Source organism: Cupriavidus sp. USMAA2-4 (assembly GCF_001854305.1).
In the GTDB taxonomy this organism is placed as follows: Bacteria; Pseudomonadota; Gammaproteobacteria; order Burkholderiales; family Burkholderiaceae; genus Cupriavidus; species Cupriavidus malaysiensis.
In genome coordinates, this window is sequence record NZ_CP017748.1 from 2,593,876 (window position 1) to 2,620,147 (window position 26,272).

The 26,272-nt window shown below is 70.5% G+C and carries 18 protein-coding genes; 16 read left to right on the top strand and 2 right to left on the bottom strand.

All coding sequences use genetic code 11. The features are described from left to right. The first annotated feature begins 13 nt into the window (after window positions 1-13). The 5 genes from BKK79_RS11360 (at window position 14) to BKK79_RS11380 (ending at window position 11,168) form a co-directional block, all read left to right on the top strand. Window positions 14-6,079 (top strand): MG2 domain-containing protein, encoded by a 6,066-nt coding sequence (locus BKK79_RS11360; RefSeq protein WP_071037733.1) that lies wholly within the window; start codon window positions 14-16, stop codon window positions 6,077-6,079. Next, a complete protein-coding gene (locus BKK79_RS11365; RefSeq protein ID WP_071010438.1) occupies window positions 6,076-6,777 on the top strand; it encodes a lysoplasmalogenase in 702 nt (233 codons plus the stop codon). Before BKK79_RS11360 ends, BKK79_RS11365 begins: the two co-directional genes overlap by 4 nt. Next, window positions 6,774-9,110, top strand: coding sequence for a penicillin-binding protein 1C (gene pbpC / locus BKK79_RS11370; protein ID WP_071037734.1), 2,337 nt, complete (start codon window positions 6,774-6,776; stop codon window positions 9,108-9,110). Before BKK79_RS11365 ends, pbpC begins: the two co-directional genes overlap by 4 nt. Window positions 9,111-9,252: 142 nt before the next feature. Continuing rightward, a complete protein-coding gene (locus BKK79_RS11375; RefSeq protein WP_071037735.1) occupies window positions 9,253-10,233 on the top strand; it encodes a delta(1)-pyrroline-2-carboxylate reductase family protein in 981 nt (326 codons plus the stop codon). A gap of 212 nt (window positions 10,234-10,445) precedes the next feature. After that, window positions 10,446-11,168, top strand: coding sequence for an OmpW/AlkL family protein (locus BKK79_RS11380; protein WP_071010435.1), 723 nt, complete (start codon window positions 10,446-10,448; stop codon window positions 11,166-11,168). An 83-nt stretch (window positions 11,169-11,251) separates the two neighbouring features. Here the strand turns inward: BKK79_RS11380 and BKK79_RS11385 are convergent, their stop codons facing one another. Beyond that, on the bottom strand, window positions 11,252-11,452 hold the full coding sequence (locus tag BKK79_RS11385) for a heavy-metal-associated domain-containing protein (RefSeq protein WP_071010434.1): 201 nt from the start codon (window positions 11,450-11,452) through the stop codon (window positions 11,252-11,254). Window positions 11,453-11,638: 186 nt separating this feature from the next. Here BKK79_RS11385 and BKK79_RS11390 point away from each other — a divergent pair, with 186 nt between their 5' ends. The 3 genes from BKK79_RS11390 (at window position 11,639) to BKK79_RS11400 (ending at window position 15,566) form a co-directional block, all read left to right on the top strand. Further along, window positions 11,639-14,110: a heavy metal translocating P-type ATPase gene (locus BKK79_RS11390; protein ID WP_071037736.1), complete on the top strand. Its 2,472-nt coding sequence runs from the start codon at window positions 11,639-11,641 to the stop codon at window positions 14,108-14,110. Beyond that, window positions 14,107-14,535, top strand: coding sequence for a Cu(I)-responsive transcriptional regulator (gene cueR / locus BKK79_RS11395; RefSeq protein WP_071010432.1), 429 nt, complete (start codon window positions 14,107-14,109; stop codon window positions 14,533-14,535). Before BKK79_RS11390 ends, cueR begins: the two co-directional genes overlap by 4 nt. Before the next feature lie 101 nt (window positions 14,536-14,636). Next, window positions 14,637-15,566 (top strand): alpha/beta hydrolase, encoded by a 930-nt coding sequence (locus BKK79_RS11400; RefSeq protein WP_071037737.1) that lies wholly within the window; start codon window positions 14,637-14,639, stop codon window positions 15,564-15,566. A gap of 72 nt (window positions 15,567-15,638) precedes the next feature. Here BKK79_RS11400 and BKK79_RS11405 read toward each other — a convergent pair whose 3' ends face one another. After that, window positions 15,639-16,517: a LysR family transcriptional regulator gene (locus BKK79_RS11405; protein WP_071010430.1), complete on the bottom strand. Its 879-nt coding sequence runs from the start codon at window positions 16,515-16,517 to the stop codon at window positions 15,639-15,641. 234 nt (window positions 16,518-16,751) lie between these two features. On the opposite strand from BKK79_RS11405, the gene BKK79_RS11410 reads away from it, so the two are divergent. The 8 genes from BKK79_RS11410 to BKK79_RS11445 all read left to right on the top strand — a co-directional run bounded on the left by BKK79_RS11410 (window position 16,752) and on the right by BKK79_RS11445 (window position 26,106). Beyond that, window positions 16,752-18,365, top strand: coding sequence for a GMC family oxidoreductase (locus tag BKK79_RS11410; protein ID WP_071037738.1), 1,614 nt, complete (start codon window positions 16,752-16,754; stop codon window positions 18,363-18,365). Window positions 18,366-18,749: 384 nt separating this feature from the next. After that, window positions 18,750-19,526, top strand: coding sequence for an ABC transporter ATP-binding protein (locus tag BKK79_RS11415; RefSeq protein ID WP_071037739.1), 777 nt, complete (start codon window positions 18,750-18,752; stop codon window positions 19,524-19,526). Window positions 19,527-19,555: 29 nt separating this feature from the next. Next, window positions 19,556-20,299, top strand: a complete 744-nt coding sequence (locus BKK79_RS11420; protein WP_071010425.1) for an ABC transporter ATP-binding protein — start codon at window positions 19,556-19,558, stop codon at window positions 20,297-20,299. Window positions 20,300-20,375: 76 nt separating this feature from the next. Then, entirely contained in the window at window positions 20,376-21,584 is a 1,209-nt protein-coding gene (locus BKK79_RS11425) for an ABC transporter substrate-binding protein (protein WP_071010423.1), read from the top strand. A 214-nt stretch (window positions 21,585-21,798) separates the two neighbouring features. Beyond that, a complete protein-coding gene (locus tag BKK79_RS11430; protein WP_071010422.1) occupies window positions 21,799-22,683 on the top strand; it encodes a branched-chain amino acid ABC transporter permease in 885 nt (294 codons plus the stop codon). Window positions 22,684-22,757: 74 nt separating this feature from the next. Next, complete coding sequence (locus BKK79_RS11435) at window positions 22,758-23,729, top strand: branched-chain amino acid ABC transporter permease (protein WP_197523940.1); 972 nt, start codon at window positions 22,758-22,760, stop codon at window positions 23,727-23,729. Window positions 23,730-24,252: 523 nt separating this feature from the next. Further along, window positions 24,253-24,657: a hypothetical protein gene (locus BKK79_RS11440; RefSeq protein ID WP_232346207.1), complete on the top strand. Its 405-nt coding sequence runs from the start codon at window positions 24,253-24,255 to the stop codon at window positions 24,655-24,657. Between the two features lie 294 nt (window positions 24,658-24,951). Then, on the top strand, window positions 24,952-26,106 hold the full coding sequence (locus BKK79_RS11445) for an ABC transporter substrate-binding protein (RefSeq protein WP_071010420.1): 1,155 nt from the start codon (window positions 24,952-24,954) through the stop codon (window positions 26,104-26,106). The last annotated feature ends 166 nt before the right edge of the window (window positions 26,107-26,272 follow it).

The following is a 26,272-nucleotide window of genomic DNA, read 5'->3' on the forward strand; positions in this document are numbered from 1 at the left end:
GGAGAAGGCACAGATGCGGGAGAACATCGCTCGGGCTGTCCGTCGGGCCGTCCACGGAGCCGGCCGGCAGTGCCGGGAAGCCGGCGCGGCGCTCGCCCTGCTGTTGGCGGCGGCGCTGGCGGGGCCGCTCGCCGGCCCGGTGCAGGCGGCCCAGGTGGCGCGCCTGTCTCCCGAGGGGGTGGTGCCGCAGGTGCGCCAGGTGGCGATCCGTTTCGACGAAGATATGGTGCCGCTGGGCGACCTGCAGGCGGCCGCGCCCGCCAGCGTGTCGTGCAGCGGTGGTGCCGACGCCGGCGGCCAGCCGCGCTGGGTCGATGCGCGCAACTGGGTGTTCGATTTCCCCCAGGACCTGGCGCCGGGCGTGCACTGCACCGTGCGCATCGCTGCCGGCCTCGCCAGCGTCGCCGGCAAGGCTTTCTCCGGCAAGCGCGAATACCGCTTCGAGACCGGCGGCCCGGCGGTGTTGTCGAGCCGGCCGGCAGGTGGCGAGATCGAGGAAGACCAGGTCTTCGCGCTGCGCTTCAACGGTGCCGCCTCCGCCGCCTCGCTGCGCGAGCATGCCTGGTGCCAGGCACAGGGGCTGGGCGAGCGCATCCCGGTGCGGCTGCTGGAGGGCAAGGAGCGCGATGCCGTGCTCGACGCGATCCGCTGGAAGCGCTATGCGCAGGCCGACGGCACCGTGCACCTGCTGGCCTGCCAGCAGCGCCTGCCTTCCGGTGCGCGCATGCAACTGGTGCTGGGTGCCGGCATCGCCACGCCCGGCGGCGTGGCCACGCGCGAGGATCGCCGCTTCGACTACACCGTGCGCGAGCCCTTCACGGCCGGTTTCAGCTGCGAACGCGAACGGGCCCAGGCGCCTTGCACACCGCTGCGCCCGCTCACGCTCAGCTTCTCGGCCCCGGTGCCGCGCAAGGCGGCCGAGCACATCGTGCTGAAGACGCCGTCCGGCCCGCGCGCGCCGCAGTTCGACGCCGACCTCGCGCCCGGCGCGAGCGTGAGCCGGCTGAGCTTCCCCGCGCTGCTGCCCGAGCGCGCCAGCCTGACCCTCGAGGTGCCGCGCGAGCTGCGCGACGAGAGCGGGCGCGCGCTGTCCAATGCCGACCTGTTCCCGCTCAGGGTCGAGACCGCCGCCATGCCGCCGCTGGCCAAGTTCGCCGCGGCGCCATTCGGCGTGGTGGAGCGCTTCGGCGAAGTGCCCAAGGGCAAGGCCCCGGCCGACTACCCGCCGCTGCTGCCGCTGACCGTGCGCAATGTCGAGGCCGATCTCGCGCTCAAGGGCCTGCGCGCGCAGGCCGGCACCCTGAGCCGGCTCAAGGTCGACGAGGATGGCGCGGTGCTGCGCTGGCTGGGCCTGGTGCGCCGCCTGCACGAGTCCAGCTGGACGCGCGGCGAGCTCGACGCCATCCTGGCAGGGCGCTCGCCGTCGGCCGTCGCCAACCCGCGCAACGCGCCGCAGATCGAGACGCGCAGCGTGTCGCTGCTGGCGCGCGCGCCGGGTGCGCGCCAGCTGGCGCTGCCGCTGGGGGACGGCAAGGACAAGCGGCCCTTCGAAGTGGTCGGCGTACCGCTGCCCGAAGCGGGCTTCCATGTGGTCGAGGTAGCCTCGCCGGCACTGGGCGAGGCGCTGCTGGGCCGCTCCGCGCCGATGTACGTGCGCACCGCCGTGCTGGTGACCAACCTGGGCGTGCATTTCAAGCTGGCGCGCGGCGATGGCGCCGGCAGGCTGAGCGGCCTGGCCTGGGTGACCGCGCTCGACGATGGCAAGCCGGTGGCCGACGCGGTGCTGGCGCTGCGCGACTGCAGCGGCCGGCTGCTGGCGCAGGGCCGCAGCGGCGCGGACGGGGTGGCGCGCTTCGCCGCCTTCGACGACGTGCGCGAGCGCCAGTGCGACGACACCGGCCTGTCGGGCTACTTCGTCTCGGCGCGCATCGGCGCCGATCATCCGCAGGCGCGCGGCCAGGCCGACATGGCCTTCGTCATGTCCGACTGGAACCGCGGCATCGAGAGCTGGCGCTTCAACGTGCCGACCGATACCAGCGCCGCGCCGACCGTGCGCGCGCACACCATCTTCGACCGCACCCTGCTGCGCGTCGGCGAGACCGTGTCGATGAAGCACCTGATCCGCATCGAGACCGCGCAGGGCTTCGGCCTGCCGGGCGCGGGCCAGGCGCTGCCGGCCAAGGTGGTGATGCGCCACGTCGGCAGCGACCAGACCTACGAACTGCCGCTGCAGTGGCGCGCCACCGCCAGCGGCGGGCGCAGCGCCGAAAGCAGCTTCCAGATCCCGCCCGAGGCCAAGCTCGGCAGCTACGACGTGGAACTGGTGACGCGCCGTGGCGAAGGCCAGCAGGCGCAGGAAGACAGCCTCTCCAGCGGCAGCTTCCGCGTCGAGGCCTTCCGCCTGCCGGTGCTGGCCGGCACGCTGAAGGCGGGCACGGCCGCGCCGGTGGTGGCGCCGGCCGAGCTGCCGGTCGACGTCGAGGTCCACTATGTCGCCGGCGGTGCCGCCGCCGGCCTGCCGGTACGCGTGTCGGCGCTGCTGCGCGACAAGGCGGTGTTCTTCCCCGACTACGATGACTACTCCTTCGCCGCGCCGCGCGCGCGCCAGGAGTCGGCGGGCGGCGACGAGGACGTGGAGGAGGGCGAATCCGCGCCGCGCGACGACGGCCAGAAGCTGGTGGCCGACAAGCTGCCGCTGGCGCTGGACAAGAGCGGTGCCGGCAAGGTCACGGTGCGCAAGCTGCCGGCGCTGGATGCGCCGCGCGACCTGCTGCTGGAAGCGGGCTTCGCCGATCCCAACGGCGAGCTGCAGACGCTGCGCCAGACCGTGCCGCTGTGGCCGGCCGCGGTGGTGGCGGGCATCCGCACCGAGGGCTGGGCTTCGGTCAAGCAGAAGATCGTGGTGCATGGCCTGGTGCTCGATACCGCCGGCAGGCCGCAGGCCGGCGTGCCGGTGCAGGTCCAGGCCCACGCGCGCATCGTCACCTCGGCGCGCAAGCGCGTGGTGGGCGGCTTCTACCGCTACGACAACAGCAGCGAAAGCCGCGATCTCGGCACCGTGTGCGAGGGCCGCAGCGATGCGCAGGGGCGGGTACGCTGCGAGGTGGCGCTGGCGCAGGCCGGCCAGATCGAGCTGGTGGCCAGCGCGCGCGACAATGCCGGACGCAGTTCGCGTGCAGCCACCACGGTGTGGGTGACGCGCCAGGGCGAGCTGTGGTTCGGCGGCGAAGACCATGACCGCATCGACCTGCTGCCCGAGAAGAAGTCCTACGCAGCCGGCGAAACCGCCGTGTTCCAGGCGCGCATGCCGTTCCGCCACGCCACCGCGCTGGTCTCGGTGGAACGCGAGGGCGTGCTGCAGACCAGCGTGGTCGAGCTCGACGGCAAGGACCCGACCGTGCGGCTCAAGGTCAAGCCCGAGTGGGGGCCCAATGTCTACGTCTCGGTGCTCGCCGTGCGCGGCCGCCTGCGCGAGGTTCCCTGGTATTCCTTCTTCACCTGGGGCTGGCGCCAGCCGCTCGAATGGTGGCGCGCCTTCCGCGACGAGGGCGGCGCGTGGAGCGCGCCGACGCCGCTGGTGGACCTGTCCAAGCCGGCCTTCCGCCTGGGCCTGGCCGAGATCCGCGTCGGCAGCGAGGCGCACCGGCTCGACGTCAAGGTCAGCACCGACCGGGCCAGCTACCCGGTGCGCGGCAAGGCGCAGGTGACGGTACAGGTCACGCTGCCCGACGGCCGTCCCGCCGCCGGCGGCGAGGTGGCGCTCGCCGCGGTCGACGAGGCACTGCTGGAGCTGATGCCCAACCGCAGCTGGGACGTTCTCGACGCCATGCTGCAGCGGCGCGGCTACGGCGTGGAGACCGCCACCGCGCAGATGGAGATCATCGGCCGCCGCCACTATGGCCGCAAGGCGGTGCCGGCGGGCGGCGGCGGCGGCAAGAGCCCGACGCGCGAGCTGTTCGACACCCTGCTGCTGTGGAACCCGCGCGTGACGCTCGACAGCGCCGGCAAGGCCACGCTGACGGTGCCGCTGAACGACTCGCTGACGCGCTTCCGCGTCGTCGCCGTGGCCGACCAGGGCGTGGGCCGCTTCGGCAGCGGCAGCGCCACCATCGCGGCCACGCAGGACCTGCAGCTGATCGCCGGCCTGCCGCAGCTGGTGCGCGAAGGCGACCGCTACCGCGCCATGTTCACGCTGCGCAATACCACCGCACGCGCGATGACGGTGGTGGCCACGGCGCGCACCAGCCTGGCGGGCCAGCAGCAGGCGCTGCCGCCGCAGACGGTGCGGCTGGCCGCCGGCGCCGCGCAGGAGATCGGCTGGCAGGTGACGGCGCCCGACTTCCTGGCCGATACGCGCAGCGCCAGCCTGCAGTGGGAGGTACAGGCCGGCGAACAGGGCGGTGGCGGCGCCGCCGATCGCATCAAGTTGTCACAGCAGGTGGTGCCGGCGGTGCCGGTCACCGTGCAGCAGGCCACCCTGGGCCAGCTTGCGCCGAGCCTGTCCGTGCCGGTGCGCGCGCCGGCCGGCGCGCTCGCCGAGCCGGGCAGCCAGCGGCCGCGCGGCGGCCTGCAGGTGGCGCTGCAGTCGTCGCTGGCGGGCGGCATGCCCGGCGTGCGCGAGTGGTTCCGCGCCTATCCCTTCAGCTGCCTGGAGCAGCGTGCCTCGCAGGCGATCGGGCTGGGCGATGCGGCGGCGTGGAATGCGCTGATGGCGCAGTTGCCGACCTATCTCGACCGCGACGGGCTGGCCGCCTACTTCCCCCTGCGCGACGACGGCGAGAGCGGCAGCGAAGTGCTGAGCGCCTACCTGCTGTCGATCGCCGACGAGGCGGCGCGCGCCGGCTTGCCGCTGCGCTTGCCGCAGGCGCAGCGCGAGCAGATGGAGCGCGGCCTGGCCGCCTTCGTCGAAGGACGCATCCAGCGCCAGCGCTGGGCCCCGACGCAGGACCTGGAGCTGCGCAAGCTGGCCGCCGTCGAGGCGCTCTCGCGCAGCGGCCACGCGCAGCCGCGCATGCTCGATTCGATCCAGCTCCAGCCCGCGCAGTGGCCGACCTCGGCGCTGCTCGACTGGATCGCGGTGCTCACGCGCCTGCCCGACATCCCGCAGCGCGCGGCGCGGCTCGAGCAGGCGCAGCAACTGCTGCGCGCGCGCCTCACGGTGCAGGGCACGCGGCTGGCGTTCTCGACCGAGTCGGGCGACCACCTGTGGTGGCTGATGCAGGGCGCCGACAGCAATGCCGCGCGGCTGCTCGCGCTGGCCACCGAGCTGCCAGGCTGGAAGGACGACGCGCCGCGTCTCGCGGCCGGCCTGCTGGGGCGGCAGGTACGCGGCGCCTGGGACACCACCACCGCCAACGCCTGGGGCACGCTGGCCATCGCGCGCTTCGCGCAGGCTTTCGAGCACGGTGCGGTGACGGGCAGCACCCGCATCGCGCTGGACGGCGGCGGTGAGGCCGGGCGCAGCTTCGACTGGGCGCGCGCCACGCGTGGCGAGGGCCAGGACTTGGCGCGCGGCAGCGTGATGTTGCCGTGGCCGGCGGCGGCGGCCGACGGGGTGCCCGCCACGCTGCGCCTCGAGCATGGCGGCGGCGGCCGGCCATGGGCGACGGTGCGCGCGCTGGCGGCGGTGCCGCTGCGCGAGCCGCTCGCGGCGGGCTACCGTATCCGCCGCACGCTCACGGCAGTGGAGCAGGCGGTGCCCGGCAAGTGGTCGCGCGGCGACGTGTACCGGGTCAAGCTGGAGTTCGATGCGCAGGCAGACATGAGCTGGGTGGTGGTCAGCGACCCGCTGCCGGCGGGCGCCACCATCCTCGGCAGCGGCCTGGGGCGGGACTCGGAGGTCGCCACACGGGGCGAGCAGCGCCGCGGCGCCTGGCCGGCCTTTACCGAGCGTACGCCGCAGGCCTACCGTGAGTACTACGCCTATGTGCCGAAGGGGACGGCTTCGGTGGAGTACACGGTGCGGCTGAACAACGCAGGTGAGTTCGCCCTGCCGCCGACGCGCGTCGAAGCCATGTATGCACCCGATGTGTTCGGCGCGGTGCCGAACGCCAAACTGCTGGTGGGGGAACGGCCGTGAGCTGGCTGGCGATGAGAATACCCGCGCGCGTGCGCGAATGGTGGATGGCCGGTGCGCTGGCCGGGGTGATCTACGGCGGCCTGCTGGTCAGCGCCGCGATGGAACTGCCGGAGGGCGCGCCGCTGGCCGGCCAGATCGCGCTGCAGCCGGCCTGGAAGACCGCCATGGCGCTGATGCTGGCGCGCGCGGCCTGGTTCCACCAGCCGCGCCGCGAGCGCCGCTGGCTGGTGGCGGCGCTGCTGTGCTCGGCGCTGGGCGACTTCCTGCTGTGCCTGCCGGGCCTGCCGCACTACTTCGTCGGCGGCCTCGGCGCCTTCCTGCTGGCGCACCTGGCCTACATCGTGCTGCTGCTGCCGCTGGCCGGCGACTGGCGCGCGCCGCGCCTGGTCGGCTGCGGCCTCGTGGTGGGCGCGGCGGGCACGCTGCTGGGGCGCTTCTGGCCCAACCTCGGCACGCTGACCGTGCCGGTCGCGGTCTATGTGTGCGCGCTGGCGGCGATGGCGTGCACGGCGCTGGTGGCGCGCCTGCCCACGCCGCTGGCGGCGCTGGGCGCGCTCTGCTTCGCCGCGTCGGACGCGATGATCGGCATGGCGCGCTTCCTCTCCCCGTTCGACAGCTACCAGCTCGGTATCTGGTGGACCTACGCGGCGGCGCAGGTGCTGCTGGTGGCGGGCGTGACCGCCGGGCGGGACGGATGAAGCGGATGGTGCCGCCGCGGCGCGCGCTGGCCGCCGCCTGCCTGCTGGCAGGCGTGCTGGCGGCGCGGATGGCGCATGCGGTGCCCGGCTTCGACGCGGTCAAGGCCGGCTGGCGCAGCGCCGACGTGGTCGTGCTCGACCGTCATGGCGAAACGCTGGCGCGCGTGCGCGAGGACTTCCAGGCGCGCCGCGGCGACTGGGTCGCGCTGGAGGAGATCTCGCCGGCCATGCGCCATGCCATCGTGCTGTCCGAGGACCGCCGCTTCTACGCCCACAGCGGCATCGACTGGCAAGGCGTGGCCGCCGCCGTCTGGGCCAATCTGTGGAACACGCGCACACGCGGTGCCTCGACGCTGACCATGCAGCTGGCCGGCCTGCTCGACGACAACCTGCGCCGCCCGGGAGGCCAGCGCAGCCTCGCGCAGAAGCTCGGCCAGGCCGCGGCCGCGGCCGCCCTGGAGCGTGGCTGGAGCAAGGCGCAGATCCTCGAGGCCTACCTCAACCTGGTGCCGCTGCGCGGCGAACTGGTGGGCGTGGCGGCGCTGTCGCAGGCGCTGTTCGGCAAGGTGCCGGGCGGGCTCGATGCGCGCGAGTCGGCGCTGGCCGTGGCGCTGGTGCGCGCGCCGAATGCGCCGGCGCGGCGCGTGGCGCAGCGCGCCTGCGGCATCCTGCGCGAGATGGGACGGGCACAGGAATGCGCCGGCCTGGAGGGCTTCGCCCAACTGGTGTTGCTGCGCGGTGCGCGGGCGCCGGCCGGTGCGGCCAGTCTGGACGGTATGGACGGGATGGGCGGTATGGATGACAAGGCCGCGCGTGCCGCGCTGGCACCGCACCTGGCGCGCGCCGCGCTGGCACAGGCGCGCGCCGTGGCGCCGCGCTCCGCGCTGCCGGCGCGCCTGGCCACCACCGCCGATGCCGGCCTGCAGCGCGTGGCGCAGGCCAGCCTGCAGCGTCACCTGCGCGAGCTGGCGGGGCGGCAGGTGGAGGACGGCGCCGTGGTGGTGCTCGACAACGCCAGCGGCGACGTGCTCGCCTATGTGGGTTCTTCCGGCGCGCTGTCGTCGGCGGCACAGGTCGACCATGCCGCCGCGCTGCGCCAGGCGGGGTCCACCCTCAAACCCTTCCTCTACGAGCAGGCGCTCGAGGAGAAGCGGCTGACCGCCGCCTCGCTGCTGGACGACCGCCCGGTCAACCTGCCCACCGGCGGGGGCCTCTACGTGCCGCAGAACTACGACCGCCGCTATGCCGGCTGGGTCAGCATGCGCGCGGCGCTGGCCTCGTCGCTGAACGTGCCGGCGGTACGCACGCTGGTGATGGTGAGCCCGCACCGCTTCCGCCAGCGCCTGGTGGCGCTCGGCCTGCCGCTCAGCGAGGCCGGCGACTACTACGGCTACAGCCTGGCGCTGGGCAGCGCGGACGTGCCGCTGCTGGCCTTGACCAACGCCTACCGCGCGCTGGCCAACGGCGGCCGCTACGGACCGGTGCGGATGCGCCTGGAGGCCGCTCCCGGCAAGCTGCGCCAGGTGATGTCGCCGGCGGCCAGCTACGTGGTCGCCGACGTGCTGTCCGACCGCCATGCGCGCGCGCGTACCTTCGGTCTCGACAGCCCGCTGACCACGCGCTACTGGAGCGCGGTCAAGACCGGCACCAGCAAGGACATGCGCGACAACTGGTGCATCGGCTGGTCCGAGCGCTACACGGTGGGCGTATGGGTGGGCAATGCGAGCGGCGCGAGCATGCACGAGGTATCGGGCGTGTCGGGTGCCGCGCCGGTCTGGCACGAGGTGATGGACACCCTGCACCGCAGCCTGCCGAGCGCGCCGCCAGCGCCCCCGGCCGGCGTGCAGCGGGTGGCGCTGCGTTTCGACGGCGACCTCGAGCCGGCGCGCGAGGAGGTGTTCCTGGCAGGCACGGCGCTGACATGGGTACGCGTCGCCGGCGCGGCTGGTGAAGCCGTCGATGGGGGCGCAGGCGGGCCGAAGCAGCGGGGCCGGCCGGCGGCGAGCGCGCGCGTCGGGGTCGATGCCGGCGTGGCGGCCATCGCCAGCCCCGCCGACGGCACCATCTTCGCGCTGGATCCCGATATCCCGCCGGCCGCGCAGCGCGTGTGGCTGCGCGCGGAAGCAGCCGGCGGCGCGCCCGCGCGCGGGGTTGGCTGGCGCCTGGACGGCCAGCTGCTGGCGCGTGGCGCCGAGGTGGCCTGGCTGCCTTGGCCGGGGCGCCATCAGTTCGAGCTGGTCTCGGCCGACGGGCGCGTGCTCGACCGCGTCGGCGTCGAGGTGCGCGGGGCCGTGGCGCGCACGCCGGCGCCTGCCGGGCGGCCGGGCGGCTGAACGTGCTTCGGCGGCGGCCTGCCTGCTGGCAGCCTGTGTGCGGCATCGCCGATAATCGCGGCTCGACCCCGCGCGGCGCCGGCATCACCCTGGCGACCGCCGTTTTCCCTGTCTTCCTTTTCCTGCCATCGCGAGGCCCGTCATGTCATTCGCCGTTCTCGATGCCGCCAGCACCGCGGCGCGCCTGCCATATCCCGCACTGGCGCGCGCCATCGCCGCCATGCTGGCCGAACTGCGCGCCGGCACGGCCAAGGCGCCGCCCCGCATCGCCTTGCCGGTGGGCGACGCCGAGGCGGGCGCCGGCACGCTGCTGGTGATGCCCGCCTGCAATGCGGAGCTGGTGATGACCAAGAACATCACCGTCCATCCGGACAACCCGCGCCGCGGCCTGCCCAATATCCTGGGCGAGGTGGTGGTGGCGCGGGCCGGCACCGGCGAGCGGATCGCCCTGCTGGACGGCCCGACCGTCACGGGCCGCCGCACCGCGGCCGTGTCGCTGCTGGCAGCCCAGTCCTTCGCCGCGCGCCCGGATGGCGAACTGCTGATCGTCGGCGCGGGCGTGCAGGCCTTGACGCACCTCGAGGCCTTCGTGGCCGGCCTGCCGGTGCGGCGCGTATGGGTGCACTCGCGCACACGGGACAAGGCGCAGGCGCTGGTGGCGCACGCGCGCACGCTGGGTGTCGAGGCCGAGGTGGCGGACGCGGTGGCGACGGTGCTGCCGCGCGTGTCGATGGTGGTCACGGTGACGTCCAGCCTCAGCCCGGTGCTGCCGGATCTCGATGGCGGCCTGTGGCGCGATGATCATTTCGTGGCCGCGGTGGGGGCCTTCCGGCCCGAGATGTGCGAGCTGCCCGCGCGCCTCTGCCTGGCGGCGCAGCAGGCCGGGCGGCTGCTGGCCGATACCCTGTTCGGCATCGAGGAAGAAGCCGGCGACCTGCTGCAGGCCGGCGTCGACTGGGCGCGCGTGCAGCCGTTCGAAAGCGCGGTCCTCGAGGCCGAGGCGATCCGTGCGCGCGCCGGCAGTCCGCTGGTCTTCAAGAGCGTCGGTTATGCGCTGTGGGACCTCGCGGCCTGCGTGCTCGCCAGCCAGCAGGACGCGGCGGATTCGACCGTGGCAAATTAGTCACAGTTTGGGATCCATCTGTACGGATAGCCGGGGAGTTCTTGATGGTTAACCCTCGGTTTAGGTGAGTTCTTCTATGATTCCTAGCAGCGTTTGAAACAGTCATACGATTTCTGACGAGATAATGCACGCTCGCGGTAACGCGGAAATTCAGCAGGATTCAGCAGAAATTCAGAACAAGAAATCGGAAATCGGAAGACGGAGTGCGAGGAATGAGTTTTCAGTACAAGAAGATGCTGATCGCGGGCGCTGCCATGCTGCTGGCCGGTGCTGCGCAGGCACAATCCGCGGGTAGCAATATCGTCAGCCTGGGCTGGTTCCGGGTCATGCCGACGGGATCGGCGGATCCGCTCACACTGGACAGCGTCAACGGCGTGCCGTTCGGCCAGCCCCAGCCAGGCACCGGCGCCAAGGTGGAGTCGGCCGATACGCTGGGCCTCGCCTTCACGCATTTCTTTACCGACAACATCGCGGGCGAGATCGTCGCCGGCATCCCGCCCAAGCATGACATCACCGGCCAGGGCTCGTTCGCCCAGTACGGCAAGCTCGGCTCGGTGCGGCAGTGGAGCCCGGCGGTGCTGGTGCAGTACCACTTCTTCGATGCCACCACCAAGCTCCGCCCCTATGTCGGCATCGGCGTGAACTACACGTGGTTCACCGCTGCCCAGGTGACCAACCAGTCCTTCGTGACCGGCACCTACGGCCCCGGGGCTTCCATTAGCGCGAGCGCCAAGTCGTCGTGGAACCCGGTCTTCAACATCGGCGCCAACTACGCCATCACCGACAAGTGGTTCGTGGGTCTCTCCGTGTCCTACTTGCCGCTGTCGACCACCGCCACCTTCACCACCCAGCGCGGTCCGGTGACCATCGTGTCGCATACCAAGATCAAGCTGGATCCGGTCGTGACCTACCTGAACGTCGGCTATCGCTTCTGACTTCCGTCTTCGGACGCGGCCCGACGCCACGCAACGGAAAAAGCGCCCCGCGGGGCGCTTTTTTTCTTGCCTGCGATGTGGGATCAGGCCACCGACTTGACCGGATAGCCGGCCGTCTCGATGGCCTGGCGCAGCGCCAGCACATCGGCCTGGCTTTCCACGCGGACGGCCTGGGCGGCCACGTCGGCCGACACCTGCGCGGCCGGATCGACGGCCTGCACCGCGCGCGTGATGGCGCCGACGCAATGGCCGCAGGACATGCCTTCTACCTGGAACTGGATCATCTGATTTCTCCTGGAGGGATGAAAGGGTGACTGGATGATGGGATCGCGATGATGCTAGTCTGGACCTTCCCATCGTGGGAAGCGCAAGCGTTGCATGCGCCGCATGGCTGTCCGCCAGCCTTGACCTTCCCATCATGGTAACGTCCATGCTACGTCCATCGCCCATAGCGGAACCGACGGTCCATCATGTCCAGCGCTTCTTCCTCCCTGTCCCCCTCTGAATGGCGCCTGCCGATCGAAGGCATGACCTGCGCCTCCTGCGTGCGCCGTGTCGAGAACGCGCTGGCCAAGGTGCCCGGCGTGCACGACGTGGCCATCAATCTGGCGACCGAGCAGGCCACCTTGCACGCCGACGACGGCAGCGTGCTGCCGGCGGCCGCGCGCGCGGTCGAGCAGGCCGGTTATGCGGTGCCGCACGAGGAGATCGAGCTCGACGTCAGCGAGATGAGCTGCGCTTCCTGCGTGGGCCGGGTGGAGCGCGCATTGCGCGCCGTGCCCGGCGTGCTGGAGGCCCAGGTCAACTTGGCCACCGAGCGCGCCAGCGTGACGGTGCTGCGCGGCACCGCCGATGCGGACACGCTGGTGCAGGCGGTGGCGCGGGCCGGCTATGGCGCCGTGCCGCACGGCGGCCGGCCGGCCGCGGGCGAGGCGCGTCCGGCCTTCTGGGACGGTCCCTGGCCGGTGGCGCTGTCGGCCGCGCTGTCGCTGCCGCTGGTGGCGCCGATGGTGCTCGAATGGTTCGGTGTGCACTGGATGCTGCCCGGCGCGGTGCAATGGCTGCTGGCCACGCCGGTGCAGTTCGTGTTCGGCTGGCGCTTCTACAAGGCCGGCGCCAAGGCGGTGCGGGCCGGTACCGGCAATATGGACCTGCTGGTCGCGCTGGGCACCTCGGCGGCCTATGGCTTGTCGCTGTGGCAGATGCTGGCCGCGCCGGCCGATGCCATGCCGCACCTGTACTTCGAGAGCGCCGCCGTGGTCATCACGCTGGTGCGGCTGGGCAAGTGGCTGGAGGCGCGCGCCAAGCGCCAGACCGCCGACGCCATCCGTGCGCTGGCGGCGCTGCGGCCCGATACGGCGCGCGTGCGCCGTGATGGGGTCGAGAGTACCTTGCCGCTCGCCGCCGTGCGCGTCGGCGACGAGGTGGTGGTGCGTCCGGGCGAGCGCATCCCGGTCGATGCGGTGGTGATCGAAGGCCGCAGCCATGCCGACGAGTCGATGCTGACCGGCGAAAGCCTGCCGGTGCCGAAGCAGCCCGGCGATCGCCTGACCGGCGGCGCCATCAACCAGGAGGGCTTGCTGGTGGCGCGCACCGAGGCGATCGGTGCCGAGACCGTGCTGGCGCGCATCATCCGCATGGTCGAGCACGCCCAGGCCGCCAAGGCGCCGATCCAGCGCCTGGTCGACCAGGTCAGCGCGGTGTTCGTGCCGGTGGTGCTGGGGCTGGCGCTGCTGACGCTGCTGGGCTGGGGCCTCGTCGGCAGTGACTGGCAGGCGGGCCTGATCAACGCCGTGGCGGTGATGGTGATCGCCTGCCCGTGTGCGCTGGGACTGGCGACGCCGGCGGCGATCATGGCCGGCACCGGGGCCGGCGCACGCGCCGGCATCCTGATCAAGGACGCCGAGGCGCTCGAAGTGGCGCACCGCGTCAAGGTGGTGGCCTTCGACAAGACCGGCACGCTGACGGTGGGCCGGCCGCGTGTGGTGGCGTTGCGCGCGGCCGCAGGGCAGGACGCGCAGGCCGAGACGGCGCTGCTGGCGCGGCTGGCCGCGCTGCAGGCCGGCAGCGAGCATCCGCTGGCCCATGCGGTGCTGGCCGCGGCGCAGGCACGCGGGTTGGCCGTGGTGCCGGCCGACGAACTGCGCGCGCTGCCGGGGCAGGGCGTGGCCGGCAGCGTGGATGGTGTGGCGCTGCGGCTCGGCAGCGAAGGCCTGCGTGCAGCGATGGGCGCGCCGGCCGGCGCGCTGGAGGCCGATGCCGAGGCGCTGCGCGCGGCGGGGCGCACCGTCTCGTGGCTGCTGCAGGCCGAGCCGCCGCGTGTGCTCGGCCTGGTGGGCTTCGGCGACGAGATCAAGCCCGGCGCGCCGGCGGCGATCGCGCGGCTGCGCGCGGCCGGCATCCGCACGGTGATGCTGACCGGCGACAACCGCGGCGCGGCCGCGCAGGTGGGCCGCGCGCTGGGGCTGGACGAGGTGCAGGCGGAGGTGCTGCCGCAGGACAAGGCGGAGCGCGTGGCCGCGCTCGGGCGCGACGGCATCGTGGTGGCGATGGTCGGCGACGGCATCAACGATGCGCCGGCGCTGGCGGCCGCCAGCGTGGGCATCGCCATGTCCACCGGTACCGATGTCGCCATGCAGGCGGCCGGCATCACGCTGATGCGCGGCGACCCGTCGCTGGTGGCCGACGCGCTGTCGATCTCGCACCGTACCGTGGGCAAGATCCGGCAGAACCTGTTCTGGGCGTTCATCTACAACGTGGTCGGCATCCCGCTGGCGATGGCCGGCCTGCTCAACCCCATGCTGGCCGGCGCGGCCATGGCCTTCTCCAGCGTCAGCGTGGTCAGCAACGCGCTGCTGCTGCGGCGCTGGCGCCCGGCGCCGCCCACCGCCACGCGGCCCGCTCCCGCCGGCCAGTCCGCTCCCGCGCAGGAGGCAGCATGAACATCGGCGAAGCGGCGCAGGCCTCGGGGGTCTCCGCCAAGATGATCCGGCACTACGAAGCGATCGGCCTGCTCGATGCCGCGCCGCGCAGCGACGGCGGCTACCGCCGCTACGACGAACGCGCGGTCCATACCTTGCGTTTCGTCCGGCGTGCCCGTAACCTCGGTTTCTCGCTGGACGAGATCCGCGGCCTGCTGTCGCTGTGGCACGACCGCGCGCGGGCCAGCGCAGACGTCAAGGCGCTGACGCTCAGGCATGTGGCGGAACTCGACCAGCGCATCGCCGAACTGCAGTCGATGCGGGACACGCTGGACCGGCTGGCGCAGGCCTGCAGCGGCGACGACCGCCCGGACTGCCCGATCCTGGCCGACATGGCCTGCGGCATGGAGCGTGACGGGGCCGGGCAGGCGGGGTGCTGCGGCTGAGACCGCTCGCCGGCGCTATGCAGGTGGTACGCCGACGCAGGTTGGGCGTGTGGTGGACGTGCGGTGGACGCGTGGCTGACTCTTGGGGGGAGAGGAGAGGGATGGAGCAATCGACTACCGACGCGGGCACCGTGCCGCCGCAAGGCGCCGCCGCCGACGAAGCCGCGGCGGCCTGCGTGGCGCTGCGCAGCCACCAGCGCATGCGTGACGGCACCGAACTGCTGCTGCGCACCTGGGAACCCGATGCAAGCCGCTTTCCCGCCGCCCTCGGCAGCGTGCTGCTGGTGCACGGCCTGGCCGAGCACAGCGGCCGCTACCAGCACGTGGCGCAGGTCTTGTGCGGGCTCGGCCTGCGCGTGCGTGCCTACGACCAGCGAGGCCACGGCGCCAGCGGTGGCGCGCGCATGGTGGCCGACCGTCCCGATGTCTTCGTCGACGACCTGGCCGAGATCTACGACGTGGCCACGGCGCAGTGGCACGAGCTGCCCTTCCTGTTCGGCCACAGCATGGGCGGCCTGGTCGCGGCACGGTTCGCCACCCAGCGCGTGCGCCCGCTCCGAGCGCTGGTGCTGTCCTCGCCGGCGCTGGCGCTGCGGCTGGGCGGCGCCGCGCTGACGCTGCAGCGGGTGCTGCTGACGCTGGTGCCGCGCCTGCGCATTCCCAATCCGATCGATGCACGCATGCTTTCGCACGATGCGGCGGTGGTGGCCGCCTACCGTGCCGATCCGCTGGTGCAGACCACCATCACCGCCGGCATGCTGGAGGTCTTCCTGCGCGGCATGCCGCGCGCGCAGGCCGAGGCGCCGCTGCTGGAAGCACCGATGCTGATGCTGGTCGGCGGTGACGACCGCGTGGTCGATGCCGAGGGCAGCCGCCGCTTCTTCGACCATGCGCCGCCCGAACTGCGCCGCATGGCCTGGTTCGACCATGGCTTCCATGAAGTGCTGAACGAGGCCGAGCCCTTGCGCGGCGAAGTGATGGCGGCGCTCACCGGCTGGCTGCGCGAGCGGCTGCAGCCGCCGCCGGCCTGATCGTCACCTGAGCGCCACCTGAGCGCCACCTGAGCGTCGTCGGAACGCCGCCGGGCTGCCCGATGGCCCGGCTCAGGGCTGGAACACCGCGGCGGTGAGGTCGAACAGCGCGGCAATGGCCGGCTCGTTGCGCCGCGCGGCCAGGGTCACCAGCGTCAGCTCGGTCTGCACCGACATTTCTTCCAGCACCACCAGGCCGTGCGCGTGCGATTCGCGCAGTGCGATCGCGTCGCGCACCAGCGACAGGCCCACGCCCGAGCGCACCAGGTCCAGCATCGACGCCTCCTGGTCCACCTGGGCCACCTTGACCGGCACCGCGCCGACGCTGTCGAAGCGCGCGCTCAGCAGCCGGCTGTGCGCCGACTCGGGCGGCGTCCAGATCCACGGCAGCGCGGCAAGCTGCGCCCAGGAGCGCCGGGCGGTGCGTTCGCGCCAGCCCTTGGGCGCCACCACGTAGTAGCGGAAGGGCGTCAGCGCCAGCGCATGGAACAGCTTCTCGGGCGGACGCCCGAGGTAGAAGCCCGCATCGAGCGCGCCCGCGCGTACCTGCTGCAGCACCCAGCCCGACATGCCGTGGCGCAGTTCGGTGCGGATCTGCGGATGGCGCTCGACCAGGGCGCGCAGCGTGACGCCGAGGCGCGTGAATTCGGGATCGAGGATGGTGCCGATGGCGAGCTGGCCGCGCACGGCGTGGTGCATCGCGCCGACCGTATGCTGCAGGTCGCCCGCGGCCTCCAGGATGCGTTCGGCCAGCGGCAGCAGCACGGCGCCGTCGGCGCTCAGCACGAGGCCGGCAGCGGTGCGCTGGAACAGGCGGAGCTGCCAGTCCGCCTGCAGGTGCTTGAGCTGCAGGCTCACGGCGGGCTGGGTCAGGTGCAGCCGCTGCGCGGCGCGGGTCAGGTTGCCTTCGCGCGCGACAGCGACGAAGGCGCGCAGTTGTACGAGGTCCACAGCAGGCGGAGAGCAGCCGATAGTGCGCTGCAATATTTTGCGATCCTTATATTGGGCTTGACGATAAATCATTGGACGGGTGTGCGCAAATGCGAGACGCTTGCCGTCGCCCGCCGGGATGCCAGCCGTCTGCGCGCGACGGCACGCTGCCAGGGAACCGCGGCAGCGCGCCAGGGTCATGAGGAAATGCAAACTCGCTCCGGTGCCGTACCGACAGGACGTGACAAGGGAAACATGGAGACCTACGACTACATCATCGTCGGCGCCGGCTCGGCCGGCTGCGTGCTGGCCAACCGCCTGAGCCAGGACAGCAATGTCAACGTGCTGCTGCTGGAGGCCGGCGGCAAGGACGACTATCACTGGATCCATATTCCGGTGGGCTATCTCTACTGCATCGGCAATCCGCGCACCGACTGGCTGTACCGCACCGCGGCCGAGGCCGGGCTGGACGGGCGTTCGCTCGGCTATCCGCGCGGGCGCGTGCTGGGCGGCTCGTCCTCGATCAACGGCATGATCTATATGCGTGGGCAGCGCGAGGACTACGACGCGTGGGCGCGCCTGAGCGGCGACGAAGGCTGGAGCTGGGACCAGGTGCTGCCGTTGTTCAAGCGCAGCGAAGACCACCATCGCGGTGCCAGCGAATTCCACGGCGCCGGCGGTGAATGGCGTGTCGAAGGGCAGCGGCTGCGCTGGGAAGTGCTGGAGCGCTTCATGGACGCGGCCGAGCAGGCCGGCATTCCGCGCACCGACGATTTCAACCGGGGCGACAACTTCGGCGTCGGCTATTTCGAGGTCAACCAGCGCCGCGGTATCCGCTGGAACACTTCGAAGGCCTTCCTGCGTGGTGCCTCGGATCGGCCCAACCTGACCATCATCACCGGTGCCCAGGTCAGTGAGCTGACCTTCGACGGGCAGCGCTGCACCGGGGTGCGCTTCACCGGCGCCGGCCGGCAGCACGAGGCCCGCGCCGCGCGCGAGGTGATCCTGGCGGCGGGCGCGGTCAATACACCGCAGCTGCTGGAACTGTCGGGCATCGGCCAGCCGGAACGCCTGCGCGCGCTCGGCATCGCCGTGCGCCAGGCGCTGCCGGGCGTCGGCGAGAACCTGCAGGACCACTTGCAGCTGCGCACGGTGGTCAAGGTGGACGGCGTACGCACGCTCAATACACAGGTCGCGCACTGGTGGGGCAAGCTCGGCATCGGCCTGCAGTACGTCGTCAACCAGAGCGGCCCGATGAGCATGGCGCCGTCGCAGCTCGGTGCCTTTGCGCGCTCCGATCCTGGCCAGGCGCGCCCCAATCTCGAATATCACGTGCAGCCGCTCTCGCTCGACAAGTTCGGCGAGCCGCTGCACAGCTTCAACGCCTTCACCGCCAGCGTGTGCAACCTGCGCCCGAGCTCGCGCGGCAGCGTGCATATCGAGGCCGCTGACTTCCGCCGGCCGCCGGTCATCGCCCCGCGCTACCTGTCGACGGAAGAGGACCGCAAGGTGGCGGCCGATTCGCTGCGCCTGACGCGGCGCATCGTGGCCTCGCCCGCGCTGGCGCCGTTCCGTCCGCAGGAGTGGCTGCCGGGTCCCGGCGCAGAGAGCGACGAGGCGCTGGCCGAGGCGGCCGGCAAGATCGGCACCACTATCTTCCATCCGGTCGGTACCTGCCGCATGGGCCGTGCCGACGATGAGCAGGCCGTGGTCGATCCGCGCCTGCGGGTGCGCGGCGTGGCCGGCTTGCGCGTGGTGGACGCCTCGGTGATGCCGCTGATCACCTCGGGAAACACCAATTCGCCCACCATCATGATCGCCGAACGGGCCAGTGACATGATCCGCGAAGACTGGCGCCGCACGGCTTGAGCGAGGGCGGTGCGCGGCCTGCGCGCGAGCGGCGATCCCGTCCTTCGGAGGGGCCGCACCGACGTCATGAACATGACACGTGGTTCATGTTTCATGATTAGTGCAAACCCGGATGTTTTGCGACGCAGCAGGCGCACACAATAGACGCCTCAATCCGTGCAGCAGCCTGCACACGCGCTCTCCGGCCGATCACGGAAGACGCGGGCAGCGGGCAGCGCTGCATGGCGGCAAGAAGAATAAAAGACGTGCGGCGCGCGGACCAGGCGTGCCGCGAACGGTCGAAGCGCGGACACGACATCTCCGGGAGAGATGCGCGCGACGGTTCCAACCATTTGTCAGTGCCGGGCACGAGCCGGCATCCAGCAAGAGGGCGGGCAGGAGACTATGAATCAACAGGAAACCATCCTGGAAACACGGAACCTCACCAAGGAGTTCAAGGGGTTCACCGCCGTCAGCGATGTCAGCCTGCGCGTGCGGCGCGGCGCCATCCACGCGCTGATCGGCCCCAACGGGGCAGGCAAGACGACCTGCTTCAATCTGCTGACCAAGTTCCTGGAGCCGACCTCCGGCACCATCCTCTTCAACGGCATCGACATCACGCGCGAGAGGCCCGCGCAGATCGCGCGCCGCGGCGTGATCCGTTCCTTCCAGATCTCGGCGGTGTTCCCGCACCTGACCGCGCTGGAGAACGTGCGCATCGGCCTGCAGCGTCAGCTCGACACCGCGATGCACTTCTGGCGCAGCGAGCGTTCGCTGGAAGTGCTGAACGACCGCGCCATGGAACTGCTCGAGCAGGTCGGCCTGACCGAGTTCGCCGACACCGTCACGGTGAACATGCCCTACGGCCGCAAGCGCGCGCTGGAGATTGCCACTACGCTGGCGATGGAGCCCGAGCTGATGCTGCTCGACGAGCCCACCCAGGGCATGGGTCACGAGGACGTCGACCGCGTCACGCAATTGATCAAGAAAGTGTCGGCGGGGCGCACCATCCTGATGGTCGAACACAATATGAACGTGGTCTCGTCGATCGCCGACAAGATCACGGTGCTGCAGCGCGGGGCCATTCTCGCCGAGGGCCCGTACGCGGAGGTGTCGAAGGACCCGCGCGTGATGGAAGCCTATATGGGCACCGCCGACGCCGAGCTGCAGGGCGCCCACTGAGCACGCCGACAGGGCGAAAGGACAGCGACATGAGCACCGAAGTGGGTACACAAGCGGGCGCGGCCGGTACGCCTGCGCTGGAAATCCGCGACCTGCACGCATGGTATGGCGAATCTCACATCCTGCACGGCGTGGACCTGACCGTGAACCGCGGCGAGGTGGTCACGCTGCTCGGGCGCAACGGCGCCGGGCGCACTACCACGCTGCGCGCCATCATGGGCCTGACCGGTGCGCGCAAGGGCTCGATCCGGGTCAACGGGCGCGAGACCATCCAGCTGCCGACGCACAAGATCGCGCATTGCGGCATCGGCTACTGCCCCGAGGAGCGCGGCATCTTCTCCAGCCTGTCGTGCGAGGAGAACCTGCTGCTGCCGCCGCACCTGAAAGGGCAGGGCGCGGGCATGAGCGAGGCCGAGATCTACGAGATGTTCCCCAACCTGAAGGAGCGCCGCCAGAGCCAGGGCACGCGCCTGTCGGGCGGGGAGCAGCAGATGCTGGCGGTCGGGCGCATCCTGCGCACCGGCGCCAACCTGCTGCTGCTCGACGAGATCTCGGAAGGGCTGGCGCCGGTGATCGTGCAGGCGCTGGCGCGCATGATCCTGACCCTGAAGAAGAAGGGCTACACGGTCGTGATGGTGGAGCAGAACTTCCGCTTCGCGGCGCCATTGGCGGACCGCTTCTACGTGATGGAGCACGGCGCCATCGTCGAACGCTTCGGCGCCGCCGAACTGCAGCAGAAGATGCCGGTGCTGCATGAACTGCTTGGGGTCTGACCCGCGAGCGGGTCGCAGCATGGTGCAAGAGCAGCAACCGGCGGCGTAGGGGCCGCCGCAACTCAGGAGACAAGCAATGAAGATGACTCGGCTGGCGGCCGCGATGGCTGCCTTGGCAATGGGCACGGTATCGGGTATGGCTGCGGCGCAGGTGTCGGGTGACACGGTCAAGATCGGCTACATCACCGACATGTCGGGCCTGTATGCCGACATCGACGGCCCGGGCGGCCTCGAGGCGATCAAGATGGCGATCGAGGATGCCGGCGGCAAGGTGCTCGGCAAGCCGATCGAGCTGGTCTCGGCCGACCACCAGAACAAGGCCGACATCGCCGCCTCGAAGGCGCGCGAATGGATGGACCAGCAGGGCCTGGACGTGCTGATCGGCGGCACCAATTCGGCCACCGGCCTGGCCATGAACAAGGTCGCGGCGGAGAAGAAGCGGGTCTACTTCAATATCGGCGCCGGCACCGCGCGCCTGACCAACGAGGAATGCACGCCCTACACGGTCCACTACGCCTATGACACGGTGGCGCTGGCCAAGGGCACCGGCAGCGCGGTGGTCAAGCAGGGCGGCAAGTCGTGGTTCTTCCTGACCGCCGACTACGCCTTCGGCCACTCGCTGGAGAACGATACGGCAGCGGTGGTCAAGGCCAATGGCGGCACCGTGGTGGGTTCGGTGCGCCATCCGCTGTCGGCTTCCGACTTCTCGTCCTTCCTGCTGCAGGCGCAGGCGTCGAAGGCGCAGATCCTGGGCCTGGCCAACGCCGGCGGCGACACCATCAACGCGATCAAGGCGGCCAAGGAATTCGGCATCACCAAGACGATGAAGATCGCCGGCCTGCTGATGTTCATCAACGATATCCACAGCCTCGGGCTGAAGAACACCGAAGGCCTGCTGATGACCGACAGCTGGTACTGGGACATGAACGACGAGACGCGCAAGTTCGCCAATCGTTTCTTCGGCAAGATGAAGAAGATGCCGAGCAGCCTGCAGGCGGCCGACTACTCGGCCGCGCGCACCTACCTGAAGGCGGTGGAAGCGGCCAAGACGGACGATCCGGACAAGGTCATGGCCGAGCTGAAGAAGATGAAGATCAACGACTTCTACACCAAGGGCTACATCCGCCAGGACGGTCGCGGCATCCACGACATGTACCTGATGCAGGTGAAGTCGCCGGCCGAGTCGAAGAAGCCCTGGGACTACCTGAAGGTGGTGGCGACCATCCCGGGCGACCAGGCCTTCACCACGGTGGCCGAGTCGAAGTGCGCACTGATGAAGAAGTAAGGCGCGGACCGCGCCGGGCCTGACGGTCCGGCCGGTCGCGGGCCCGGTCCGCGCAAGCGGGCGGGGCGGGGGAAGCGGGCCGGTCCGGCCGGTGCCGCGCACGGGCCGCGGCATGGCGGCGGCGCGCGCGACGGCCAGCGCGCTTCCCCGATCCCTTCTCCTGCCGCGCGGGAGCAGGGTGGCAATCACTCGGCAATGGAAACGGCTATCCGCCATGGACATCTTCGGAATACCTCTGCCCGCCATGCTGTCCCAGCTGCTGCTGGGGCTGGTCAACGGGGCCTTCTACGCGATGCTGAGCCTGGGCCTGGCGGTGATCTTCGGGCTGCTCAACGTCATCAATTTCGCGCACGGCGCGCTCTTCATGCTCGGTGCGGTACTGACCTGGATGGGCATGGAGTACGCCGGGCTCAGCTACTGGTGGATGCTGGTGCTGGCGCCGCTGGCGGTGGCGCTGATCGGCGTGGTGATCGAGCGCACCATGCTGCGCTGGATCTACAAGCTCGACCATATCTACGGCCTGCTGCTGACGCTGGGCATCACGCTGGTGGTCGAGGGCGTGTTCCGCTCCATCTTCGGCGTGTCGGGCCTGCCCTACTCGCCGCCGGATGCGCTGCAGGGCGCCACCGACCTGGGCTTTATGATCCTGCCCAACTACCGTGCCTGGGTGGTGGTGGCGTCGATCGCGGTGTGCCTGGCGACCTGGTACGTCATCGAGAAGACCAAGCTCGGCGCCTACCTGCGCGCGGGTACCGAGAATCCCAAGATGGTCGAGGCCTTCGGCATCAACGTGCCGTTGATGGTCACGCTGACCTACGGTTTCGGCGTGGCCCTGGCCGCCTTTGCCGGCGTGCTGGCGGCGCCCGTGATCCAGGTCTCGCCGCTGATGGGCCAGCACCTGATCATCGTGGTCTTCGCGGTGGTGGTGATCGGCGGCATGGGTTCGATCATGGGCTCGATCATCACCGGTCTGGGGCTCGGCGTGATCGAGGGGCTGACCAAGGTGTTCTATCCCGAGGCCTCGTCGACGGTAGTGTTCTTCATCATGGTCATCGTGCTGCTGCTGCGGCCGGCCGGCCTGTTCGGGAGAGAAAAGTGACTGGCGGACGAGCGCAGGGGACTGGCGTGGCGGCCGCGGTGGCCGGGGCGGATCGGGCAAGAGAGGGGCGTGGCGTGCAGAAGAAGATTTGGTATGGATTGCTGCTGGCGGGACTGATCGTCGCGCCGCTCGCCGGTGCCTATCCGGTGTTCGTGCTCAAGGTGCTGTGCTTCGCCTTGTTCGCCTGTGCCTTCAACCTGCTGATCGGCTACACGGGGCTGCTGTCGTTCGGCCACGCCGCCTTCTTCGGGGGGGCGGCCTACACGGCCGGCTATGCCATGAAGGCCTGGGGCGTGACGCCGGAAGTCGGGCTGGTGCTGGGCACCGTGGTCGGCGCGGCCATCGGCTACGTGGTGGGGGCGCTGGCGATCCGGCGCCAGGGCATCTACTTCTCGATGATCACGCTGGCGCTGGCGCAGATGCTGTACTTCTTCTGCCTGCAGGCGCCGTTTACCGGCGGCGAGGATGGGCTGCAGGGGGTGCCGCGCGGCAAGCTGTTCGGCGTGCTGCCGCTGGACAGCGACGTCACGCTCTACTATGTGGCGCTGGTGATCTTCGTGGCCGCCTTCGCCTTGATCGTGCGCACGGTGCATTCGCCCTTCGGCCAGATACTGAAGGCGATCAAGGAGAACGAGCCGCGCGCGGTCTCGCTCGGCTACGACACCGATCGCTTCAAGCTGCAGGCCTTCGTGCTGTCCGCGGCGCTGTCGGGGCTGGCCGGGGCGATCAAGGCCCTGGTGCTGGGCTTCGCCACGCTGACCGACGTGCACTGGTCGATGTCGGGCTCGGTGATCCTGATGACGCTGGTGGGCGGCCTCGGCACCCTGTCGGGTCCGCTGGCGGGTGCGTTCGTGGTCGTCGCGCTGGAGAACAAGCTGGGCGACATCGGCACCTTCCTGGCCTCGATGACGGGCATCGGCTGGTTCAATTCGCTGGGCGAGTCGGTGACGACGGTGACCGGCGTGATCTTCGTGATCTGTGTGCTGACCTTCCGCCGTGGCATCATGGGCGAGTTGCTGGCCCGCTTCGGGCGCCGGACGGGTTGATCGGGCGCCACGCCGGGACGATGAAAAAGTGACCCGTCGATGGCATGCCCGATTTTGGGGCTAGGGTTTCTGCTAGCTTGTCTCGAACGCACCGCTTCGTTACATTCCATATACGGTTTTCGCAGGTTAAATGGAGGCGGAAGCGAGGAGACGACAGGCGCGCACCCGGTGTCGGGTTGCAGTGCCAATAAAATAAAGGGCGTTGCCGGGTGATCCTCGGCAGCGCCTTTTTCCATTCCACCTCCAGTAATGCGCCGTAGCCGGCATGTGGCTACATCTGGGAATGCACCAGATGAGTGCGTTTGCTGCATTTGCTGCATTTGCGAGTGCATTTGACGACATGTGCGGCCATGCGACAATGCTCGCTCCGCCGTGGGGCCGGATGGCGCAGTACGCCGCGTTCCGCCTCGGCCCCCGACTATTCCTTCCTCCCGGTCCCTCCGTGTCCCTTTCTCCCCCGCCGGACCCGTTTCTGCCACCCGGGTTGTCCGTACGGCCCGCCGTCGCCGCCGATCTTCCGCTGTTGTCGTCCTGGCTGGACCGGGCGCGCCCCTTGCCGGTGCCGGCGCAGCGGGGCCGCCAGTTGCTGCTGGCGTCGCAGCTCAGCCGTCCGGAGCAGGGTGGTTGCCTGTTGTGCGAGGCGGGTGAGCGCCTGGTCGGCTGCCTGTCCTTCAACGTGGTGCCTTGCCTGGCCCAGGGCGGCCTGGCCGCCCTGGCGCTCGAGTGGTGGCATGACGGCGCGGACGCCGCCCCGGCGCTGGCGGCGAGCTGCGCGATGCTGGCCGACTGGTGCCGCGCGCACGGGATCCGGCAACTGCTGCTGGCGCCGGCGCTGGTCGACGCCGCCGCGCCGCCACAGGGATTCGCCGTGGACGCCTCAGGCCTGTGGTGCCGCATGCTGGTGCCCTCTTACAAGCGCCTGGGCTGAAGCCGGCGACTGGCGCCGCCACGTCAAGTTGCGGGCGTGACGCTTGGGGTAAATCCGGTCTGTCGGCGTAAAGTCCCTGTGCTAGACTCCATGCGCATTCCCGACCGATCGGTCGGTGAATAGCGCGCTGCGCATCCGGGGTAAGACGCGCAGGACGGGAAAATCGGGACGGAAACAATCGTTCCCTGCTGTAGCCGGCTGCCAGCGATGCGGCCGGTTCGAGAAGAAAGAAGGCGTCCGCCCGGCCGGAGCCGGACGGGCGCCTTTCCGTTTGCAGCAAACGAAGGAGACACGATGAAATTCAAGCGCGCCAGCTTGCTGGCCATGGCTGCGGCCGCACTGTTCGCCGGCGCGGCGAGCGCCCAGGTCAAGATCGGTGTCACGGTGTCGGCCACCGGGCCGGCTGCCTCGCTCGGCATTCCCGAGAAGAACACCATCTCGCTGCTGCCCAAGGAGATCGCCGGCAAGAAGGTCGAGTACATCGTGCTGGACGATGCTTCCGACACCACCACCGCGGTCAAGAACACGCGCAAGCTGATCAGCGAGGACAAGGTCGACGCCGTGATCGGCTCGACGGTCACGCCCAACGCGCTGGCGATGGTGGACATCGTGGCCGAGAACGATACGCCGATGATCACGCTGGCGGCCTCGGCGCGCATCATCGAGCCGATGGATGCCAAGCGCAAGTGGGCGTTCAAGACGCCGCAGAACGATTCGCACATGGCGACGGCCATCGCCGAGCACATGACCAACCACAACGTGAAGACGGTGGCTTTCATCGGCTTCGCGGACGCCTACGGCGACAGCTGGGCCGACGAGTTCGGCAAGGTGGCCGGCATGCGCAAGATCAAGGTGGTGGCCAACGAGCGCTTCGCCCGTACCGATACCTCGGTGACGGGGCAGGTGCTGAAGATGATGGCGGCCAACCCCGACGCAGTGCTGATCGCCGGCTCCGGCACGCCCGCGGCCCTGCCTGCCAAGACGCTCAAGGAACGCGGCTGGAAGGGCAAGATCTACCAGACCCACGGTGTCGCCAACGCCGACTTCCTGCGTGTCTGCGGCAAGGATTGCGAAGGCACCTTCCTGCCTGCCGGCCCGCTGCTGGTGGCCGAGCAACTGCCCGACAGCAACGCGGTGAAGAAGCCCGCGATGACCTACAAGACGGCCTACGAGAAGGCCTTCGGCGGACAGGTGTCGACTTTCGGCGGACACGCCTGGGATGCCGGCCTGCTGCTGCAACGGGCCATTCCCATCGCGCTGAAGAGCGGCGCGCAGCCGGGCACGGTCGAGTTCCGCAAGGCGTTGCGCGATGCCATGGAGCAGACCAAGGAGCTGGCCATCTCGCACGGCATCATGAACATGAGCCCGACCGACCACCTTGGCCTCGACCAGCGTGCGCGCGTGATGGTGCAGATCGTCAACGGAGCGTGGAAGCTGCAGGCCAACTAGCGACGACGGCCGGCCGCCGGACCCGGGCTGGCGGACAGGAGGCGCATGGACAGACCATGCGCCTTTTTTTTCCGCATGGTCGCGCCGGCGCGGCACGCCGCAGGGCGGGGAAGCCCTGCTTGACACCATCGCCTGCCTGCACAATGCTTAACGTGTTAATTAAATC

What these genes read in the sequence shown, in the direction of transcription:
- BKK79_RS11360 (WP_071037733.1), top strand. Translation starts at nt 14, where the DNA reads ATGCGGGAGAACATCGCTCGGGCTGTCCGTCGGGCCGTCCACGGAGCC.
- pbpC (WP_071037734.1), top strand. Translation starts at nt 6,774, where the DNA reads ATGAAGCGGATGGTGCCGCCGCGGCGCGCGCTGGCCGCCGCCTGCCTG.
- BKK79_RS11375 (WP_071037735.1), top strand. Translation starts at nt 9,253, where the DNA reads ATGTCATTCGCCGTTCTCGATGCCGCCAGCACCGCGGCGCGCCTGCCA.
- BKK79_RS11380 (WP_071010435.1), top strand. Translation starts at nt 10,446, where the DNA reads ATGAGTTTTCAGTACAAGAAGATGCTGATCGCGGGCGCTGCCATGCTG.
- BKK79_RS11385 (WP_071010434.1), bottom strand. Translation starts at nt 11,452, where the DNA reads ATGATCCAGTTCCAGGTAGAAGGCATGTCCTGCGGCCATTGCGTCGGC.
- BKK79_RS11390 (WP_071037736.1), top strand. Translation starts at nt 11,639, where the DNA reads ATGTCCAGCGCTTCTTCCTCCCTGTCCCCCTCTGAATGGCGCCTGCCG.
- cueR (WP_071010432.1), top strand. Translation starts at nt 14,107, where the DNA reads ATGAACATCGGCGAAGCGGCGCAGGCCTCGGGGGTCTCCGCCAAGATG.
- BKK79_RS11400 (WP_071037737.1), top strand. Translation starts at nt 14,637, where the DNA reads ATGGAGCAATCGACTACCGACGCGGGCACCGTGCCGCCGCAAGGCGCC.
- BKK79_RS11410 (WP_071037738.1), top strand. Translation starts at nt 16,752, where the DNA reads ATGGAGACCTACGACTACATCATCGTCGGCGCCGGCTCGGCCGGCTGC.
- BKK79_RS11415 (WP_071037739.1), top strand. Translation starts at nt 18,750, where the DNA reads ATGAATCAACAGGAAACCATCCTGGAAACACGGAACCTCACCAAGGAG.
- BKK79_RS11420 (WP_071010425.1), top strand. Translation starts at nt 19,556, where the DNA reads ATGAGCACCGAAGTGGGTACACAAGCGGGCGCGGCCGGTACGCCTGCG.
- BKK79_RS11425 (WP_071010423.1), top strand. Translation starts at nt 20,376, where the DNA reads ATGAAGATGACTCGGCTGGCGGCCGCGATGGCTGCCTTGGCAATGGGC.
- BKK79_RS11430 (WP_071010422.1), top strand. Translation starts at nt 21,799, where the DNA reads ATGGACATCTTCGGAATACCTCTGCCCGCCATGCTGTCCCAGCTGCTG.
- BKK79_RS11445 (WP_071010420.1), top strand. Translation starts at nt 24,952, where the DNA reads ATGAAATTCAAGCGCGCCAGCTTGCTGGCCATGGCTGCGGCCGCACTG.